At 58.6% G+C, this 18,109-nt stretch carries 17 protein-coding genes and 3 pseudogenes; 11 read left to right on the top strand and 9 right to left on the bottom strand.

What is annotated here, in order from left to right:
- Positions 1–122: pseudogene (locus tag HV744_RS37585) on the top strand (type II secretion system protein M); the annotation flags it as partial.
- A gap of 64 nt (positions 123–186) precedes the next feature.
- Here HV744_RS37585 and HV744_RS24025 read toward each other — a convergent pair.
- A pseudogene (locus tag HV744_RS24025) lies at positions 187–621 on the bottom strand (substrate-binding domain-containing protein); the annotation flags it as partial.
- Positions 622–674: 53 nt separating this feature from the next.
- Between HV744_RS24025 and HV744_RS24020 the strand changes: the two are divergent.
- The gene (locus HV744_RS24020) at positions 675–1,460 is read left to right on the top strand and encodes an NAD-dependent epimerase/dehydratase family protein (protein ID WP_246279172.1); all 786 of its coding nucleotides are present in this window, start codon (positions 675–677) and stop codon (positions 1,458–1,460) included.
- Positions 1,461–1,483: 23 nt separating this feature from the next.
- On the opposite strand, the pseudogene HV744_RS37580 reads toward HV744_RS24020, so the two are convergent.
- From HV744_RS37580 to HV744_RS24005, 4 genes and pseudogenes are all read right to left on the bottom strand, one after another.
- Positions 1,484–1,603 (bottom strand): annotated as a pseudogene (locus tag HV744_RS37580) (exodeoxyribonuclease III); the annotation flags it as partial.
- Between the two features lie 22 nt (positions 1,604–1,625).
- Positions 1,626–2,720 carry a phosphoserine transaminase gene (locus HV744_RS24015; RefSeq protein ID WP_175151882.1) on the bottom strand — a complete coding sequence of 365 codons (1,095 nt, stop codon included), beginning with the start codon at positions 2,718–2,720 and terminating at the stop codon, positions 1,626–1,628.
- Positions 2,720–3,988, bottom strand: a complete 1,269-nt coding sequence (locus tag HV744_RS24010; protein WP_175151881.1) for an ATP-grasp domain-containing protein — start codon at positions 3,986–3,988, stop codon at positions 2,720–2,722. The genes HV744_RS24015 and HV744_RS24010 overlap by 1 nt, the downstream gene beginning before the upstream one ends.
- A gap of 686 nt (positions 3,989–4,674) precedes the next feature.
- Positions 4,675–5,622, bottom strand: coding sequence for a LysR family transcriptional regulator (locus HV744_RS24005; RefSeq protein ID WP_175151880.1), 948 nt, complete (start codon positions 5,620–5,622; stop codon positions 4,675–4,677).
- Positions 5,623–5,728: 106 nt separating this feature from the next.
- Between HV744_RS24005 and HV744_RS24000 the strand changes: the two genes are divergently transcribed.
- From HV744_RS24000 to HV744_RS23990, 3 genes are read left to right on the top strand one after another with little or no spacing between them, the layout of a single operon-like run.
- Positions 5,729–7,240 carry a CoA-acylating methylmalonate-semialdehyde dehydrogenase gene (locus HV744_RS24000; RefSeq protein WP_175151879.1) on the top strand — a complete coding sequence of 504 codons (1,512 nt, stop codon included), beginning with the start codon at positions 5,729–5,731 and terminating at the stop codon, positions 7,238–7,240.
- Positions 7,128–7,727, top strand: a complete 600-nt coding sequence (locus HV744_RS23995) for a CidA/LrgA family protein (protein WP_343056452.1) — start codon at positions 7,128–7,130, stop codon at positions 7,725–7,727. Before HV744_RS24000 ends, HV744_RS23995 begins: the two co-directional genes overlap by 113 nt.
- A 17-nt stretch (positions 7,728–7,744) precedes the next feature.
- Positions 7,745–8,461: an LrgB family protein gene (locus HV744_RS23990; protein ID WP_175151877.1), complete on the top strand. Its 717-nt coding sequence runs from the start codon at positions 7,745–7,747 to the stop codon at positions 8,459–8,461.
- 231 nt (positions 8,462–8,692) lie between these two features.
- Here HV744_RS23990 and HV744_RS23985 read toward each other — a convergent pair whose 3' ends face one another.
- Positions 8,693–9,412 (bottom strand): winged helix-turn-helix domain-containing protein, encoded by a 720-nt coding sequence (locus HV744_RS23985; RefSeq protein WP_175151876.1) that lies wholly within the window; start codon positions 9,410–9,412, stop codon positions 8,693–8,695.
- Between the two features lie 1,277 nt (positions 9,413–10,689).
- Between HV744_RS23985 and HV744_RS37570 the strand changes: the two genes are divergently transcribed.
- Positions 10,690–10,992 carry a hypothetical protein gene (locus HV744_RS37570; RefSeq protein ID WP_246279170.1) on the top strand — a complete coding sequence of 101 codons (303 nt, stop codon included), beginning with the start codon at positions 10,690–10,692 and terminating at the stop codon, positions 10,990–10,992.
- A 155-nt stretch (positions 10,993–11,147) separates the two neighbouring features.
- Here the strand turns inward: HV744_RS37570 and HV744_RS23975 are convergent, their stop codons facing one another.
- Positions 11,148–12,107, bottom strand: coding sequence for a LysR family transcriptional regulator (locus HV744_RS23975; RefSeq protein WP_175151875.1), 960 nt, complete (start codon positions 12,105–12,107; stop codon positions 11,148–11,150).
- Between the two features lie 150 nt (positions 12,108–12,257).
- Here HV744_RS23975 and HV744_RS23970 point away from each other — a divergent pair, with 150 nt between their 5' ends.
- The 5 genes from HV744_RS23970 to HV744_RS38300 all read left to right on the top strand — a co-directional run bounded on the left by HV744_RS23970 (position 12,258) and on the right by HV744_RS38300 (position 15,649).
- Entirely contained in the window at positions 12,258–13,079 is an 822-nt protein-coding gene (locus tag HV744_RS23970) for an aldo/keto reductase (RefSeq protein ID WP_175151874.1), read from the top strand.
- Positions 13,080–13,458: 379 nt separating this feature from the next.
- Positions 13,459–13,947 carry a hypothetical protein gene (locus HV744_RS23965; RefSeq protein ID WP_175151873.1) on the top strand — a complete coding sequence of 163 codons (489 nt, stop codon included), beginning with the start codon at positions 13,459–13,461 and terminating at the stop codon, positions 13,945–13,947.
- 526 nt (positions 13,948–14,473) lie between these two features.
- Positions 14,474–14,725 carry a hypothetical protein gene (locus tag HV744_RS37565; RefSeq protein WP_246279169.1) on the top strand — a complete coding sequence of 84 codons (252 nt, stop codon included), beginning with the start codon at positions 14,474–14,476 and terminating at the stop codon, positions 14,723–14,725.
- Positions 14,726–14,960: 235 nt separating this feature from the next.
- Positions 14,961–15,269 (top strand): hypothetical protein, encoded by a 309-nt coding sequence (locus tag HV744_RS23955; RefSeq protein ID WP_343056450.1) that lies wholly within the window; start codon positions 14,961–14,963, stop codon positions 15,267–15,269.
- A 110-nt stretch (positions 15,270–15,379) separates the two neighbouring features.
- A complete protein-coding gene (locus HV744_RS38300; protein WP_343056453.1) occupies positions 15,380–15,649 on the top strand; it encodes a hypothetical protein in 270 nt (89 codons plus the stop codon).
- A 577-nt stretch (positions 15,650–16,226) separates the two neighbouring features.
- Here HV744_RS38300 and HV744_RS23950 read toward each other — a convergent pair.
- Together HV744_RS23950 and hpnK are read right to left on the bottom strand one after the other, a co-directional pair.
- The gene (locus tag HV744_RS23950) at positions 16,227–17,264 is read right to left on the bottom strand and encodes a lysylphosphatidylglycerol synthase domain-containing protein (protein ID WP_281363667.1); all 1,038 of its coding nucleotides are present in this window, start codon (positions 17,262–17,264) and stop codon (positions 16,227–16,229) included.
- Positions 17,261–18,109, bottom strand: a complete 849-nt coding sequence (gene hpnK, locus HV744_RS23945) for a hopanoid biosynthesis-associated protein HpnK (RefSeq protein WP_175151870.1) — start codon at positions 18,107–18,109, stop codon at positions 17,261–17,263. Before hpnK ends, HV744_RS23950 begins: the two co-directional genes overlap by 4 nt.

Raw genomic sequence — 18,109 nt, 5'->3', positions numbered from 1 at the left:
CCTGGGTCGACGATGCGCGCAGGCAGTTCAAGGTGCAGATCGCCGAGGCGCATGTCACCGCGCTCAAGGACGACGGCCAGGTGGATCTGACGGCGTCGCTGCAGCCGGCGATCGCGAAATGAGCGCGTCGTCACGGGGTTGCTCCTTGGTTGCAGTCTTGCGATTTAACTCTGCCTTACCGGGGTTTTACTTGGTATAGGTGCCGATGTTGTCCTTGTTCACGACCGTGACGCCGGTATCGATATCCTTGGGCTGCATTTCCTTGCCCTGGATCTGCGAGATCAGATGGTCGACGGCAAGCGAACCCATTGTCACCGGACGCTGAACCATAATTCCCTGAATCGAGCCGTCCTTGAGCGCCTTCAGCGTGTCAGGCAGGTCGTCGAACGCAAGCACTTGAAGATTGCCCTTCATCGCGCCGAACTCCTTGGTCGCGAGCACCTTGGCCACCGCCGGGCCGCCCACCTGGCTCACCCCGAAAATGCCTTTCAATTGCGGATGCGCGCGCAGCGTCGTTTCGACAACGGACACGCCACGGGCGAGATCATCGTCGGTGCCCTGTACTTCGACGATCTTGATGCGTGGGTACTTGTCGAGACCCGTCTTGATCCCGGCGATCCGTGGAGGACCTCGTCGCGCACGGCTACGAAGTGCTCAACATCGACCGCGTGCCGATGGCAAAGGGCACCGCGCGCACGCTGCTCACCGACCTGACGGACGCGGGCCAGGTCTTCAACGCGCTGGCATCGACGACGAGCCCACGCGAATTCGATGAAGACCTCGAACCCCACCCTGTCGACGCGATCGTGCATTTCGCGGCGATCCCGCGGATTCTCGTGACCACCGACAACGAAGTATTCCGCATCAACGTAATGGCGACCTACAACGTGCTCGATGCGGCTTCGAAGCTCGGCATCAAGAAGGTCATCGTGGCGTCCAGCGAGACCACTTATGGGGTCGTGTTCGCGCATCGACACCGGAACCCGGAATACTTCCCGCTCGACGAGGCATACCCGGTCGACCCGATGGACAGCTACGCGATGTCCAAGGTTATCAACGAAGTGACGGCAAAGGCATTTCATGCTCGCACCGGCGCGGACATCTATTGCTTCCGGATCGGCAACGTGCTCGATCCGGTCGACTATCAAAAATTCCCGACGTGGCTCAAGGACCCGGGCCTGCGCAAGCGCATCGCGTGGAGCTATATCGACGGACGCGATCTGGCAACCGCCTGTCGCCTCGGCATCGAAAAGGATGGCCTCGGCTTCGAAGTGATGAACGTCGCCGCCGACGATGTGTCGTCCGATCTGCCAACGGCCGAATTGCTGAAGCGTTTCTACCCGGAAGTGCCAGTCAGGAAGCAGCTTGGCGAGTTCGAAACGCTCCTGAGCAATGAGAAGCTGAAGCGACTGCTCGGCTGGAAGCAGCAATATCGCTGGCGCGACCAGGTGCAGAAGTAGCGGGTAGCAGGTAGCGGCTGTGTCTACGACGCGCGCTTGGTGCGGGCGCCCATGCCGAGTTTGATCCATCCAGGTGCGTGGTCGCTGGCATGCGGCTGGCCATGCACCCGGTGGTCAACGCCCGCGTCGCGCAGGCGCGGCGCACGTGAGAACCGGGATTGCTGTTCAGGCCCGTTGCATACTGAATTCGGTTAGTGCGTTTGCCAGAATGTCCACGGCCTGCTCTGTAACGGCGTTGTATAGAGACGCACGCAACCCGCCAATTGAACGGTGCCCCTCTAGTCCAACGATACCCTGTTCACGAGCCGCCTCGATAAACGCATCGCCGAGCCGCGAATCACCGAACTTAAAAGCGACGTTCATTTGTGAGCGCCAGCGACGGTCCGCGTGAATGGTCACGACCCCCTCCAAAGCGTCCAGCGTGTCATACAGCCGTCGCGCCTTTCTCTCATTGATGCTTTGCATCGCGTGCAGACCGCCAACATTGAAGCGCAGCCAACGCGTAATCAACGTCAACACATAGATCGCGAATACAGGCGGCGTGTTGTAGTTGGAACCGTGCGAGACGTGGGTGCGAAAATCGAGGATCGTCGGCAAGCCGTCGGGGATCCGTTCAAGCAGCGAACGCTTGATTACTGTTACCGTTACCCCAGCCGGACCCAGGTTTTTCTGCGCGTGAGCATAAATCATCGCGTATGCGTCTGGCCGAATAGGCTTCGACAGAAAATCGGACGACATGTCCGCAATCAGCGGTACCTGCGTCGCCTCTTCGCAAGCCGGAAATTGCAAGCCTTCCACGGTCTCGTTCGACACATAGTGCAGATAGGCGGCGTCGCCGGAAATGTCCAGTTTATCGAGGGCGGGCAACTGCCGGTAGCCCGTCGTGTGGCCGTCCCACGCAACTTTCCTCTCCGTCACCTTGGCCGCTTCGGAGGTCGCCCGACCGCTCCAGTAGCCGGACGTCACATATTCGGGCGGGGCGAATCCTTGCGCGGCAAAATTCATCGGGATCGTCGCGAACTGCAGACTGCTGCCCCCTTGCTGAAAGGTAATGGCGTAGTCGTCGGATATACCGAGCAGAGCGCGCAGATTCCGGTCCGCTTCGTCCAGTATGGAGCGAAACCAGTCCGAGCGATGGCTCATGCCGAGTACGGAGATGCCGGTTTCCGGCAACGCGGTAATCGCGATGCGCGTCTGCTCCAGCACCGTTTCAGGGAGCGCTCCGGGACCACCGGAAAAATTCAATGCGTTGGACTTCACTATGCCTCCGAGGCCAGTCGTTGGATTTTGTTTGCGTTCGCGGCCGCGCGGCGCAGCATGTCATGAAAGGCGTCAGCAACCCGGCGAATTTGCGGAGCCTTATAAGGAAAGATGCTCTGGTCGTCCATGTCATGCACAACCATGCCCGTCGCGATCTCGAATATGAGCAGCCGGCCGTCGCTCGTTTCAGCACAATCGAATCCGACGTAATCGAGGCCGGTCAATTCCGCGACGTGGCGAAACGCCTCGCGGTGACGCACAGCAAAATCGGTGTCAAAGCTCGCCATCAGTTGCGCTTCTTCCTCTCGCCGGTCAGGATGCGTCGTCATTTCCACGTAAGGGTAGTGAACCATCCATTCCTTCGAGATGCCCATATGGCATACGAATGGCGTTCCCTCGATCATCACGATCCGGTATTTGCGAAACAGACCGTCGGCGCTGCTGTAGTCGATAAAAGGCGCCATGTAGTATTCCATGGCGTCAGACTCAGCCAGGTAGCGCGCGAGTTCCTGAGCGTCAGACGCTTTTGCCAGACCTTGTCCGGCGTGCGATCCTGTCGGCCGTATGATGACTGGATAGTTTGCGCCGACTACCTCGGACAACTGCAGCGCTCCCGAAGCCACTTCGTTGACCCGCTCACGGGACAGGCGCACCGTGTGGGCCATACAGATACCGGGGGCAGCGCCCAACAGAGCATAGGCGGTGTCACGCATTGTCTTCGTAACGTGTTCGGACCGGTTTAGTACGCGGCAACCCGTCCCGCTGGTCAGCGACGCGATCCGGGTAAGAACGTCCGCGGTTTCATCCGACGCGCAGGCCGCAACGAAGATAACGTCGTGCTCGGGCAACTCGGCATCCCCCAGCGGCCGCGCGTCGACATACAGGACCTCTATCTGCAGGTCGGCGTCCTCAAGCAGGCACTCAAAAGGCGTATTGGCCATCAGATCGCCCGGAGCCTTGAGCGCCAGCACCTTCAAAGGAGCCTGGATCGTCTGGGCGCTCTTTAACCGGTAATGTCTGGTCATTTGAAGCGCCTGCTGCTGGACGGCGAGAGCGGCCGCCTTCTGGTATTTCATTTGCAACACGAGCGACAAATCGAGCAGAGCGTACGGGTCGTCATGGTGCTTTACATGCTCGAGCAGGCTTGCCCCCAGCGGCGTCAGATCGCTCCCGGCCGTTGCCGCCCGCAGCAAGGTAGCCAGTCCCAGTGGCTGATGCATTGATGGAGGGCCGGCATCACCCGTTAATTCAGTTCGAACAGTATTCATGAATGGCGCGTTTCGGTGGAGCTATACCCGGGGGCGAAAGAATGCGCTCGCCGGCATTACTTCTTGCGTGAAGTGCACTCAGGTCATTGACGGTGGGTGTCAGTCGGAATGCGGGTGCACGCCGGCATGTCGCCGATGTAGCCGATTTCTTCGTCGAACCATCGTTGTGGCATCGACCCGGCTGTGGTTGCTTCACATCCCGCAGGCATCGCGACAGCACTCGACGCTATGAGGGACAACCTGGACGAGCTCGCGCGTTGCTTTGCAATTGGCATGTATCTCTTCCTTCGATAGAAATTGACAGGATTTTGTAACCCACAACGTGTCCGACCTACTGCATTAACCAGAACGTGCAGCCCATGATACGAGCCGGGGGCTGAACCAAACGAGGGAAAAGAGGGGCGATTGACCACCTATTCAGAGGACGTTGAGGCGACGACTGGTCAACCCTTCCACAACAACGCTGTCAAGTGCGGTCGTGATCGGACGGTTACGAAAAGCATCCGCCTGGCGACGCGGAAATTCTTCGCTGGCGACCGCGTCGCTCAAGGCCCCGAACCGCTTCGGAAGCTTTTCCCGTCACTGATTTCAGTTGCTTCTTCGAACGCAGAGGCTCGAAGAATTCAAACAGATAACCGGGCGTGCCGCGTGCGCCACGAATGCCGAGCTTGTGAGCTTCGAGGCCATCAGCGCAACGGAAACCCTTTCACGAATGAGTCGCGCAGATGCGCTACGAAGAGGCCAATGGCTCGCGGAACCTGCGAAGCATAAGGTCTCACCACGAAAAGCTGGTCAGCGAACGCGCCAGTGGGCCGCCAGTCTTCAAGCAATACCTCTAGCCGTCCGTCCAACACCGCTGCCTGTGCGGTGAAATCAGGAAGCAGCGCAATTCCAAGTCCGTCCAGCGCAGCGTCGCGAAGCGACTCGCTGTTGTTCGCCGCAAAGGGGCCGTCCACGGTAACTACCTGGGTCGGCTCGGGCACCCGCTTTTCAGCGTTCGACCGGAAGGTCCATTCAGCTGCGCCACGCGCCCGGGGATAAAACAGACAGTCGTGGCGCGTCAGGTCGGACGGCTGCCCGGGGCGCCCGCGCTCCTCCAGATATCGTCGGGTCGCGACAATCACCGACCTCGTGTCGCACAGCTTCACTGCGACGTGTGTCTCTGGCACTTGCGCGCTGTGCCGGATTGCCAGGTCAAATCCCTCAGTTGAGATTGCGCTTAACCGGTCTGAGACCTCGAGTTCGACTTTGACCTCTCGATTCGCTCGCAAGAACTGATGCATCCTGGGCACCAGTTGCTGACGGGCAAATGCGACAGGCGCCGTGACCCTCACCAGTCCGCGCGCTACGCCGGCCATTTCACGGACGTTCAGGAAGCTGGAAGCAATCTCCTCGAACTGCGCGCGTGTGCTTTCTACCAACCTCTCCCCCGCGTCGGTGAACCGCACGCTGCGTGTCGTCCGCTGCACAAGTGCGATGCCGGCGGTTCGTTCCAACTCGGTAATCTTCTGGCTCATGGCGGCCTTGCTGACATTCAACCGGGCCGCAGCCTTCGTGTACGAACCCTGTTCTGCCAACACGATAAGCCAGTGCAGATGAACCCACAGGCCTTCCACGCTCTGAATATCCGACATTCGATTGTTCACCCAAAAAAACAATAAGTTTCGTTTCGATCGCTTTCCGAGCCCATTTCTCGCCCCTAAACTGCGAACACTAAACAATCAAGTCGGAGAGTATCAAATGCAGACTTACCAGGATACGGCAGACGTTGTGCATTTCATTGGGGGCGCCGATGCGCGCGGTGTCAGCACGCGCACGCAGCCAGTCTTCAACCCCGCGACGGGCAAGTCGCAGCGCCAACTCCTGCTTGGCGAGACTGCCGACGTCGACACCGCGGTCGCGGCCGCGAAGGCTGCTTTTCCGAAGTGGGCCAACATTCCGCCTATCCGTCGTGCTCGCGTCATGCTCAGATTCCTCGAGTTGATGAACCGTCACAAAAACGAGCTCGCAGCTATCATCACGGCTGAACACGGCAAAGTGTTCTCCGATGCGCTAGGCGAAGTCGCCCGCGGCATCGATATCATCGAATTCGCTTGCGGCATCCCTCAGCTCCTCAAGGGCGACTACACCGAGCAGGTGTCGACCGGCATGGACAACTGGACGGTTCGCCAACCCCTCGGCGTCGTCGCGGGTATCACGCCGTTCAACTTTCCCTGCATGGTCCCGTGCTGGATGTATCCGGTGGCAATCGCCGCTGGCAACACCTTCATCCTGAAGCCGAGCGAGCGCGACCCCTCCGCTGCAATCTTCATGGCTCGTCTGCTGAAAGAAGCTGGTCTGCCCGACGGTGTTTTTAACGTTGTACAGGGTGACAAGACAGTGGTCGATGCGTTGCTTCACCATCCGGACGTCTGCGCAGTGAGCTTTGTCGGCTCTACGCCGATTGCAAACTACATTTACGAAACTGGCGCGAAGCACGGCAAGCGCGTTCAGGCCTTGGGGGGTGCCAAGAACCACATGGTAGTCATGCCCGATGCGGACCTGGAGCAGGCTGTCGACGCCTTGATTGGCGCGGGGTATGGCTCGGCCGGTGAGCGATGCATGGCAATCTCTGTCGCGGTCCTGGTCGGCGACATCGCAGACAAAATCATTCCGCGACTTGCAGAACGTGCTCGCAGCCTCGTGGTTAAAGACGGCATGGAGCCCGACGCGGAAATGGGCCCCATCGTCACGAGGCAAGCATTGGAGCGCATCGAAAACTACATCGGGGTCGGTGTCGAGGAAGGTGCCCAGCTCGTAGTCGACGGCCGCGGGCTGAAGGTAACGGGACGTGAAGAAGGCTTCTTTACGGGTGGCACGCTGTTCGACCACGTAACGCCCGAAATGCGAATCTACAAAGAAGAAATCTTTGGACCGGTCCTCGCATGCGTACGTGTCAAGAATTTCGCCGAAGCGGTTGAACTCGTCAACAACCACGAATTTGGTAACGGTGTCGCGTGCTACACACGTGACGGGAATGTTGCTCGCGAGTTCGGCCGCCAGATTCAGGTGGGCATGGTCGGCATCAACGTGCCCATTCCGGTTCCGATGGCATGGCACGGATTTGGCGGCTGGAAGCGCAGCCTGTTCGGCGACACGCATGCATACGGCGAGGAAGGCGTACGGTTTTACACAAAGCAGAAGTCGATCATGCAGCGCTGGCCTGAAAGCATCGACAAGGGTGCCGAATTCGCGATGCCTGTTTCGAAGTAGTTGGGAGCACAGGCGTGCCGTTCCTTCCAGCACGGCACGCGCGTCAACCGTATCATACGTTTTTCCCCTGAAAAGTAATCCCATAACTGACATGCCGTTCGCAATAGTTACCCTGATTGGCGCACAACTAATTGGAGAGGTGCTCCGCCGACTTCTCCACCTGCCGCTGCCCGGACCGGTCGTTGGCATGTTCGTTCTGGCTCTCGCGCTCATCGGGCCAGCCAGGAGTTGGCTCGCGCATACCCCGACAGGCCCGTCAATGTTAGAGAAGAGCGCCTCGACGCTGATTTCGAACATGGGGTTGCTCTTTGTGCCTGCTGGCGTTGGAATCATTGCGGAGCTGAGCGTGCTGCGGCGCGCGTGGCTGCCAATCGTCGCTGGCGTCTTTGTTTCAACGATTCTCGGTCTCATCGTGACCGGCGTGGTCATGCATCGAGTGATGCGACGCGCCGAGCGCTCTTCCTCGGGTACACCATTCACTCGCTAGAGACAGGAACCGTAACCATGTTCACGACAATCTGGACACCTCTTGCTCCGACCCCGCTGCTGTGGCTTACGCTAACCGTCGCGGCATTTGCCGCCGGACAGGTTGTGCAGCGTCTGTGTCGTCAATCACCCATTGCCAATCCTGTGCTCATCGCGATTGTGCTCATGGTCGTGGTATTACGGATAACGGGCACACCGTACAGCGAATACTTCGCTGGAGCGCAGTTCATCAACTTCCTTCTCGGACCTGCGACAGTAGCGCTCGCCGTACCTCTCGCCCTCAATGTCGAGCACATTCGCAGGAGCTTGCACGGACTCGGCCTAGCCCTTCTAGCTGGTTCTGTCACGGCGACAGTAAGTGGCGTCGCGGTTGTGTGGCTGCTGGATGGCGGTCGAGATGTCGCCTTGTCGATGGCACCAAAAGCGGTAACAACCCCAATCGCGATGGCTGTTTCACAGGAGGTTGGTGGTATTCCGGCGTTGACAGCGGCGCTGGCAATCGCCGGTGGCATTGTCGCAGCCGTAGTTGGACAAACGGTTCTTCGTTGGTTACGCATTGACGACTGGCGCTCACACGGGCTCGCGGCCGGCGTAGCCGGAAGCGGTATCGCCGCAGCGCAAGTCGCACCGCTTAATGGTCTCGCCGCGGCGTTTGCTGCGATTGGCATTGGTCTCAATGGGCTCATAACTGCCCTGGTCGTCCCTCTAATCGCTTTTCTGTGGCCGGCACTTTAAAGTCGGCTAAGCGGGACGCTGCTCCTTGCCCCCGCTCTTGCGTGAACCTGCTCAACTCATGACACCGGTCCTGGTTCACAGCCTTTGACCGTATGCTCAAAGCGCTTCTGCACAGAGCGCCATCTCCTCCTTTGCACCATCATATTGGCTTCGTCAAGCTCAATCTCGTTAGTGAAGAGAGCGTGGACGCTAGACGGATGTAACGTGACTCCAGCGTCGACCAGGTCGCGGCTAGCTATCTTCAATGCAAGTTATCCGATTCGAACCCGGTGGAGCCAGTGCATCGGCACTCGGTTCCGCGAGCGCCAGCCGGTAACCTGTACCATGCCGCGTCTCGATGAACTCGTTTCCGAGCTTCTTTCGCAGGTTGTATATGTGCACCTGGATAGTATTACTCTGCACCTCGTCACCCCATCCGTACACCTTCGCTTCCAGTTCAGCCGCTGAAAAAAAGTGTGTCGGCTCCGAGAGCATGATACGCACCAACGCGTACTCCTTCGCAGCCAACGTGACGAGTTCGCCGTCATACCACGCACGGCAGGAAGCGTCGTCGAGTGTGAGTGCGCCGTGCAACGCGACGGAACTCAGTCGTCCGGCACGCCGCCTCAGGAGCGCACGAACTCTTGCCTGGAATTCGTCCACATCAACGGGCTTTGCCATGCAATCGTCGGCGCCAGCTTCAAGCGCCGCGGTCCGTTCAGCAACGGAGTCTCGCGAGCTTATAGCCACGACGGTCGCTCTGTGGCCGGCGGCGCGATACGACTTGAGGATAGAAAGGCTGTCTTGCTGTCCCTCAATGCCAAGGATGATGAGGTCGTAAACCCCCGTGTTGAGCGAGAACTCCGCATGCCGCCCGCTGCACACGCAGTCGACCGCGTAATTCCTCGAGCGCAAGGCTTGTCGAAGGACTTCCAAAAGCGCTTCGTCACATTCATATATCAGAACACGCATTCCTTAACCTGTGTACGGGTCTCGATGGCCGTGTCAGGTCCTGCCGGTAATCTCGCAGCAGGGCGTAACAGCATGGAATCAGAGCCGTCGGAGCACGGACAGTGTAATCAAATCCGACCACGCGAGCAGGGAACCGGGCAGTGCCTCTTGCGTCCGAACAGCCGTGCTTGTCCTGCGTGTAGAAATTCCACCTCCGAAGTAGCAGTCCCACTCGACTCGGGCAGCCGGCTCGACCACCTCCCCGCAAGTACTCGCTCCGGCTCATACCGATTGCCCATCTCCCGAGGCCCGTGTGGCGAAACGACGCACGGGCTTTCGTCCTCATCTCCGAGTGGACGGACAGATTCGTCCTTTCATGTACGCGCCAACGAGTTCGATGAACCAACCGCCAATGCGTTCCAGTGTCCGCCCAATGCCGTATGCCCTGACTGCTTCCAGAAACGCTTCTTGAGCTTCTGCAACGCGGTGCCCGTCACATAGTTGCTCTTGGCAAGAAAGGAACACACCCCCAGTGAACTTAAGCACACCAGCATGTGGCGTGTCGCAAATGATCCTGGGAGTTCAACGGTTCCCGAGTCTCGCAGCCTATAAGCCGATTCCGGCTGTATATGCTATACAGCCTTTTCAAGAACTCTTGCGTGTGTCACATCGTGAGCCTATCTTTTCTAAAGCACTGGCTGAGTAATCCGGCTAGCGTGGGCGCTCTCGCCCCCTCTTCGCGATATCTCGCAGACGCGATGGCCGAAGACGTGAGGTCCTTCGACGCAATAGTGGAAGTCGGAGCAGGAACGGGCGCCATTACTGAAGTCCTGGTGCGGAAGCACCCCCAGGCCAGGCTTGTTTTGTTCGAGCTCGCCGAAGGTTTGGCAGCGGAACTTGCCCGACGCTACCCTCGGGCTGAAGTTATCGCGGGACCGTTCCATGAAAACGCAAAGGTGCTGGAAGGGCTTCCCGAGCGGACAATCTTTGTATCAGCGCTCCCGTTCCGGTCATTGCCGGCAAGTGTTATTGCCTTGACGGTTGACACGCTTGCCCAATCGTTGCGAGTAGCGCCCGTTCGCAAGCTGGTCCAGTTTACGTACCAGCCACGCGCACCTTTTACTCCACCCGCCGGCTTCCTCTGGCATCGCTGCAGGACCATTTGGCGCAATGCGCCGCCAGCTAGTGTGTGGCAGCTCATCCAGGTCTGATTTAGGCCACAAGGTCTCACTAGATATACGCTGGTATAAGTTCGCAATGCCAATGCACTATCAGCACGATATGTTGGAAGAATGGATTTGCCGACCCGCCGCGTGTATCGTTATTTCATGTCGGACGCGCTCCCGCTGTGCACTTGCGATGCAGGGTTCGCGCATCCGCTCGCCCTGCAGGACAACGACATGTTCTATTCGACCATGTACCGGCACGCGGGGACACAGGAGATTGCCATGTTCATCTATTCGATACGTTATCGCGATGTCTGCGGCCGTTGGTCGGTTGCCTTCATACAGGCCGCTTCACAGTCCGACGCTGAAGCGATTGCAACACGCCGTTATGGGGCTTTCCATTCCGCCAGCCGTACCGGCTCACAGGCAGCGTGAACAAGGCGGCGCAGATGCTGGACTGTCAGGCGCAGATAGCGCCCGCAGCAGCAACACTTTCGTGCACCCTTTTTAGCGACCGCGCCGTCGGATACGCCCCGAGCTTTCATACGCGGTTTTAATATAAATCGTCACGATCGCTATGACGTGCGCGCCTACACTTTTTTCGCTGCCGACGTCCCCCGGAGGCGTATCTGACGGTGCGCAACAGGTGCCGCCGACAATGATTCGAGGCAGAAATGAATGAACGCCTCAACTTTGGCAGCTCGATGGCGCCGGGACGGAAAGAGCGCATACAGCGGAAACCTTTCGTCCGACCAGTCCGGGAAAAGGTCCACGAGCAAGCCGTCGCGCATGATCTGCCCGACGCCAATCTCCATCACCTGGGCAATACCAGCGCCGGCGATACACGCGACGAGCATGGTTTCCACATCCGACACGAGGAGCCGCCCCTCAGCAGGTATCTCCGTGACCTTCTTACCCCGATGGAACTCCCACTCGAAGGGCTTGGCCGTAACCGGGTTATAAAACATGATTCGTTGATGTTTGCTCACCTCCTCCGGATTTCCTGGCTGCCCGTGCTCAGCCACATACCGTGGAGATGCGACCGTAATGATGCGCGTCTCGAGTAGCTTGCGCGCAACCAATGTTCCCATCGGCGGAGGGCCAAAGCGCACCGCGAGGTCAAATCCATCTGCCACGAGGTCGCCAACGTCGTCGCGCATGATGAGTTCGAGCGAAAGGTCAGGATGGTGTGCCAAAAACTCCGGCAATCTTGACGCGAGCACCGTCCTTGAAAAGAACGGGTCGACGTTAACACGAAGCTTTCCCTGCACAACGTTCGCTGAACCCGACGCCGCCGAAGCTGCCTCTTCGATGCCTGTCAGATGCGGGCCAACCGCTTCATATAGACGCCTCCCTTCGTCGGTCAGCGTCTGCGAGCGCGTCGTACGGTCAAGCAGCCGCACGCCTACCCGCTTCTCGAGGCGTGAAACTGCACGGCTAACGCCCGATGGTGACAATCCGAGAGCATCTGCTGCGCGCACGAAACTGCCACTCTCTGCGACTGCGGCGAGCACAGTGATTCCGGAAAACAGCCGGCCATCAAACGTCATACCTTCTCCAAGGCTCATGTCATTCCGACATTTTAATCACAAGTAATTTGAGCAACGGGTACTTTATTCAACAATTACAAGGTGAGAAATTGTCCGCCTGACGCCGCGGCGACTTGCGCTGCAGACCCGAACCAGCTTGAGGGAGCATCAATGGAAGCTTTGAAGACGCAGGGGATTGAACTGCCACGCCTCGGATTTGGCACATACCGCATGCCGGGTGGTGGCTGCCAGTCGGTAGTCGAGAGTGCACTCGAACTTGGATATCGACACATCGACACCGCCGAGATGTATCAGAACGAGGAAGCCGTAGGCGCCGCGATTGCCGCCTCGGGTCTCGCACGGAAGCAACTGCATCTGACGACCAAGGTATGGCACGAGAACCTCGAGCCGGAGTCCCTCCGTCGCGCGCTGGGCGCCAGCCTCGCAAAGCTTGGCGTCGACTACATTGACCTGTACATGGTGCATTGGCCGTCGCGTGACATGGACCTCGGCGCCGTCATGGAGACCATGCAAGGCTTTCTGCAGAACGGCACGGTTCGCTCAATCGGTGTGTGCAATTTCAACGTGACGATGCTGCGAAAAACTATTGAAGAAATCGGCGCACCCATCGCCTGCCATCAGATTGAATATCACGTGTTTCTAGACCAGTCGAAAATGCTGAGCTACCTGCGCGAGAAAGGCATTCCACTCGTCTCCTATGCCCCACTTGCACAAGGCAGGGCGGCGAGCGACCCCGTCCTTCAGGGAATCGCCGTCAAGCACGGCGTGAGCGCCGCTCAGGTTGCACTGGCCTGGCTTCTGGAACAGGACGGGGTGGCCGTTATTCCTAAGGCTCAACGCCGCGAGAGTCAGGAATCCAATCTCAACGCGCGCGCGGTGAAACTCGACGATGATGACCGGCAAGCTATTGCGGTGTTGCCGAAGAACCATCGTTTCGTATCTCCTCCATTCGCGCCGGAATGGGATGCGTAACCTGTGTCTTCGCGTCGAAGGCAGACCGTCCGCGAGTCATCGCCGCAGCGCTCGCGCGCAAGCGAACACATATGGCATCGCAACCACCCTATCTCGGAGCAGTCCATGTATTTCCTGTCCGCCGTCATAGTCAACCTTGCCCAAGGCACGGCCTTTCATCGCTCCATGTCGAGTGCACCAATCATGAAATCGCGCTGTCCCTGGCATTGACATCCTGTTGCCCAAAGCTTGCACTGTGCACCAGTGAAGGCTGGCGGCGCGCCGTAGCAATTCATGGCGGGAGGGGGGGACACCGAGGGCATCCATTTTTCCGAGAATGGAGTGGGTAACCTGTGCTCGGCAATCGCACGACCGCATTGCCAATGTATGAGTGCAGCGGGTGCAATCGCATACCTGGTTATTGCTTCAGCTCGTCCAGCTTATCGTAAAGTTCACCTCATCGCACCAGACCTCAATGCGCTCGCGTTTGCCGCTCAATCCCGCCCAGATTGTCAACCTCGCACTTAAACCGTACATTGCCCTTGATTGGATTGAACGGTGTGGGCTATGCGAAGAGTCGGCACTTGTCGTCCTGCAGTATCTGTTTATCGCCGAGGCTTGCTGCGCAATAGGGCACATGACTTATGGGAAAACCCTCGTTTCCGAGGCGCAAAGGCGGTTGGCGGAGTCCTTCGAAGTGGCAACTGAGACTGGCGAGGGAAGACTGGATGACGAGACGTATCTCGCCGTAAAGGACGGACTTTCCGTCTACACCGCACAGTTGCATGTCATCGCGGCGGCGGACGTTCCCGCCGCCGCCGCGATGATTAAAGCGTGGAGAGAGTCGTACAACACGCGGACTGCTGGAAAGCAGTTGACGGCCGCTTGAAGGACTCTGCGCCCGCCCAGCTGGGTCACCGCTACTGATGTGTCGACAGGTCGGCGACCTGCCGGGGTATCCCGTGTTCGGGCAAACAGTGTGTCGTTCAGTTGGCCTTGGCCCCAGCCTGGGTCGACATCCTGACTCACTGCCACCTCGGATTCAAGATTCTCGAGCGTCCGAACCCGGCTTGTTGCCGAATGCCAGTTTGACCGGCATGCCGAAGTTCAGCTGAGCAGTTAGATTGGGCTGCAAGTCGTTGCTGTTGCTGAAGTCTTTCTGTCATGCTTCGGCTGTCCCAGTCGTGACTCTTTAAGTCAGTCTTCCGTCGGCCGGTAATTGGCGGTTACCAATCGCGCACCCGCGTTTCACCTTCGACCGAACCGCACTCTCACTCTTACACTTCTTCCTCCCGCTGCGTCGAAAGCAATAACCCTACAATAACCCTACTTCTTCAAAGCGACGAAACGGATGGTTGAAATCGAGCAAACCGCCTCCAACTCGGGTTCGGCTCCAACAAACGGGTACAAACAACATGAAAACTGGAAACAAATTCAGCCTGGTCGCAGCGGCACTCCTGCTGGCAAGCGTCGGAACGGCAAACGCCGCTGGCTGCCTTAAGGGCGCTGTTGTCGGTGGTGTCGCCGGTCATTACGCCGGTCATCACGCTGTGGTCGGCGCGGTAGGCGGCTGCATTGTCGGTCACCATCTTGCGAAACAGCACGCGCAGGAGCAAGCGGCGCAGCGTGCGGAAGCACAGCGAGCGACTGCTCATTCTGGTGTTTAAGCCCGACTTGATCGTCGGCTGCCAGCAGCATGATTGAACAACGGCCCCCAAAACGGAGATTGAAATCGTCATGGCCAGTAAATCGCAAACCCACAAGCATGCAACTCCGGCAATGTCCCCGTCGCTACGTGCGGTGACATTTAGCCGTGCCACGCACGAGCCCGTGACTCAGGCTATGCTCCTGCAGGCGTATGCCAGTCTGGACGGGTTTCGTCGAGGATGTGGTTCACATGAGATGTTGGAGAACCTGAGTCGACAACTGCTCGTCGCCGAGGAGCTCTGTCACCTGCGGAAGCACGCTCACGGCTTGCCTGACATCGAGGCCGCGCACGCTGCAACGGCACAAATCGAGATTTCGGGAAAGACTAGCGGGACGTGGCTGATGAACGATGTTGCGTATGCGCAGTACTGTAATGCGCTTGGCATTTTCGATAGTCAGCTATCTGTTGCATCGCTCGGTGATATTGCGAGAGCTGAGGCGCGCGTAGCAAGCACGCTGACGCGACAGCAGCAAGGCGCTGTAGTCTCCATGGCAGCGGCGTGAGCAGCTTGACGAAACGTTTCTACCACAGCGGGATCCGAGAGCAACACCGCATAGCGGCGTCGACGGCGTGGTTGGCAAGTACAACAATAAGTGGAATTTGGTTGGTGATTATGTCTACGGAAGTGAAAACAAGGCGGCCTGGCGCGGCGCCAGTACCTCTTGGACTCAGATTACGCCGGATGCTGAGCGCACATGAAATTGCCACACTTCTGCTATTACTTCAGGCGCCGGTCGAGTTCATGGCAGCGACGCCAGACGTGATGGCTCTTCGCGAAGTCGGGCTGGTCCAGGGTGTTGAGTCGGAACAAGACGGAGCCACCTCTATGTTCGCACTTACTGCCGATGGACGTGCCTTGTTACGCGCGCTTGGCGCTGAATGATTTGTGGTGGTGACGCTGATGTCGCGGATGCCGGCTTGACCCGCATATATCAACATCCGAAAAATTCGTGAGCGCTGGCAGACGCATGAAAGCAGGTAGCCCGGCGAATCGCGGCACAAATGCGGCATCGAGCGGTTGCGGAAAGGTACTGCCATACAAGCTCCCTGGACAGGTTTCGACGACACCTGGAAACGGTAGCACGTTGCCCTCGCGGGTCACTCGTGTGCCGGGCTACGCCGCTTTCAGGAAACTCCTCCTGGTTATCAGGAGCAAGGGGTTACTCAAGTGCCGCGTCACGCCGTCGCGAGCTTAGTCGATGCGCTTGATGCCTTTCATCTATTGTGGCCGGGCTATCGCGCTTCGCCGCGATCGTGCAGCCACCATTACTTCCCTGACGATTCAACAGATGGACGACTATTTCACCTTTGATGCTGGCAACGTGGTGTTGCAGTCCGGCATGAACTTCCGTGGGGCCAAGCTTGCCTACCAAACTTACGGGAAGCTGAACGAGGACAAATCGAACGTCATCCTTTATATGACCTCGTTTGCCGCGCATCACTACGACATCGACTGGATTTCAGTCGCCGTCTATAACGGCCGGCGCGAGCCGCTTACGATGAGCAGCATTTGCCGGAGGTATAGCGTGCTGAATTTGGGTAGATCCGCGGATTAGCTCGACCAGTTGCCATGACGCGAGCGCGAAAACCCCGAAGACCACTTCGCGCATCCGTTTGACAAGCGCCATTGACAGCGCCGTTTCACGGTCGACCCCAAATATCTGCGCAAGCATTACGACGGCGAATTCCTGTATTCCAATTCCCGCAGGAACAAAAAACGCAGCATGGCGCAAAGCCTGAATGAGCGCCTCTATCGCCACTGAGCCACTGACGGAGACAGGGTGCCCCAGCCAGGCTAGCGCCCAGTAGACCTCAGCGGCACCCAATACATATCCACCAAGCTGGTATGAAAAGGCGCGCAAGAGCAAGCCGCTACAGCGCATCAGCGCGTCGATTTCCTGATCGAGCCGTTTGCCGTTGATTCCCTGCAGGAGCGGATGGGCGTCGCCGAGCACGCGCCCCGCCCAGCTTTCGATCACATGAAATATTCCGCCGCGCCGAACGAGCGCCACGCCAAACAGAAGCAGCGGCAGCGATAGCAGCAACGACAAGCCGATCGCGCGCCAGCCGTTCGTATCATGCGTCGTAGCGACAATCAGCACCAGTCCCAACGCAGAGAACGCATACTGAACCGTGATCGTCACCAGTACCTCAACAATCACCGACGCACTCACAAAACTCGTGTCGAGAACTCGCCAGCGTGCGAGGCGGATGCCGACAATCTCTCCGCCGATGCTGGCTACCGGCAACAGCCGGCTCACGGCCTCCCGCACCGTGGCCACCCACCAGAGAAACGGCAAGGATGCCTGCTTGCGCAATAGCAACCTCCATGCGTGGGCATCGAGCAGCAACGGTAACGCATGAAACGGCACGAGCCACAACAGGACGAACCCGGCCTGCCCAATCACGCGCATCAGATCGCCGAAGCCTTCGTGGACCACAAGCCAGATCAGGGCGGCGATGCCCACCGGCAAGCTCATCCTCTGCAGCCACTTCACGGTGTTGCCCCAATGTGCGAGAGAACATCGACAAACCCACCGCGGCGCACTCTCAACGATTCGATGGCCGCGGCCACACGTGGCGATATGAGTGCATCCAGTTCGTCTGCATGCCGATACGACCGCATGCCATGCGTCAATGGACTGTCCCCAGCCGTGGCAGGGTGAAAATAGATTTCCCCAACGCCACCTGGAAGATCTGCCAGCGCAGCGAGCAACGTTGTCTCGTCCATCTGCCCGCTGTGTGCAATGCCGAATACGTAATCGTTATGTGCGATGCCCGCGCGATCCAATCGCTTACGCACAAGAGCGATCCAGGGCTTTAGCCAGAACGGCGCGGTCGTTTCGAACGGCAGGCGCATCGCTCGCATCCCGTAGTCCCGACCGATTTCAACAATCAGTTCGAGGACGGTTGGATGCAGATGGAAATGTTTGTGAGTATTGACATGATCGAGAGGCAATCCGGTCTTCGCATAGGCCTCGAACTGCGCGCGGATCTCCAGCGCAAGCTGCCTGCGAACGCGGGGCAAACAGAAAAAGCGAACCCCATCTCGCACCATGTTCTGGCCGAACCGCCCGTGTTCGTCGACCAGCGCCGGAATTGCGCCGGGCCGCAAGCAGGCCATCCCGTCGGCAAGAACGAGGTGAAGGCCCACCCGCAACCGCGGCAGAGCGCGGGCACGCGCTACCGCATCATGTGCTGCTGGTGCACCAACCATCAGACTCGCCGAAGTCAATACCCCATGCCGATGCGCGCGTTCGACCGCCTCGTTCACGCGCGGATGCAGGCCAAAATCATCGGCTGTAATAATCAGCGACTTCTGTGTCGCACGAGGTGTGGGCAC

It is taken from the genome of Paraburkholderia ultramafica (assembly GCF_902859915.1).
GTDB classification, from domain to species: Bacteria; Pseudomonadota; Gammaproteobacteria; order Burkholderiales; family Burkholderiaceae; genus Paraburkholderia; species Paraburkholderia ultramafica.
This window is presented reverse-complemented; position numbering and strand designations above follow the sequence as displayed.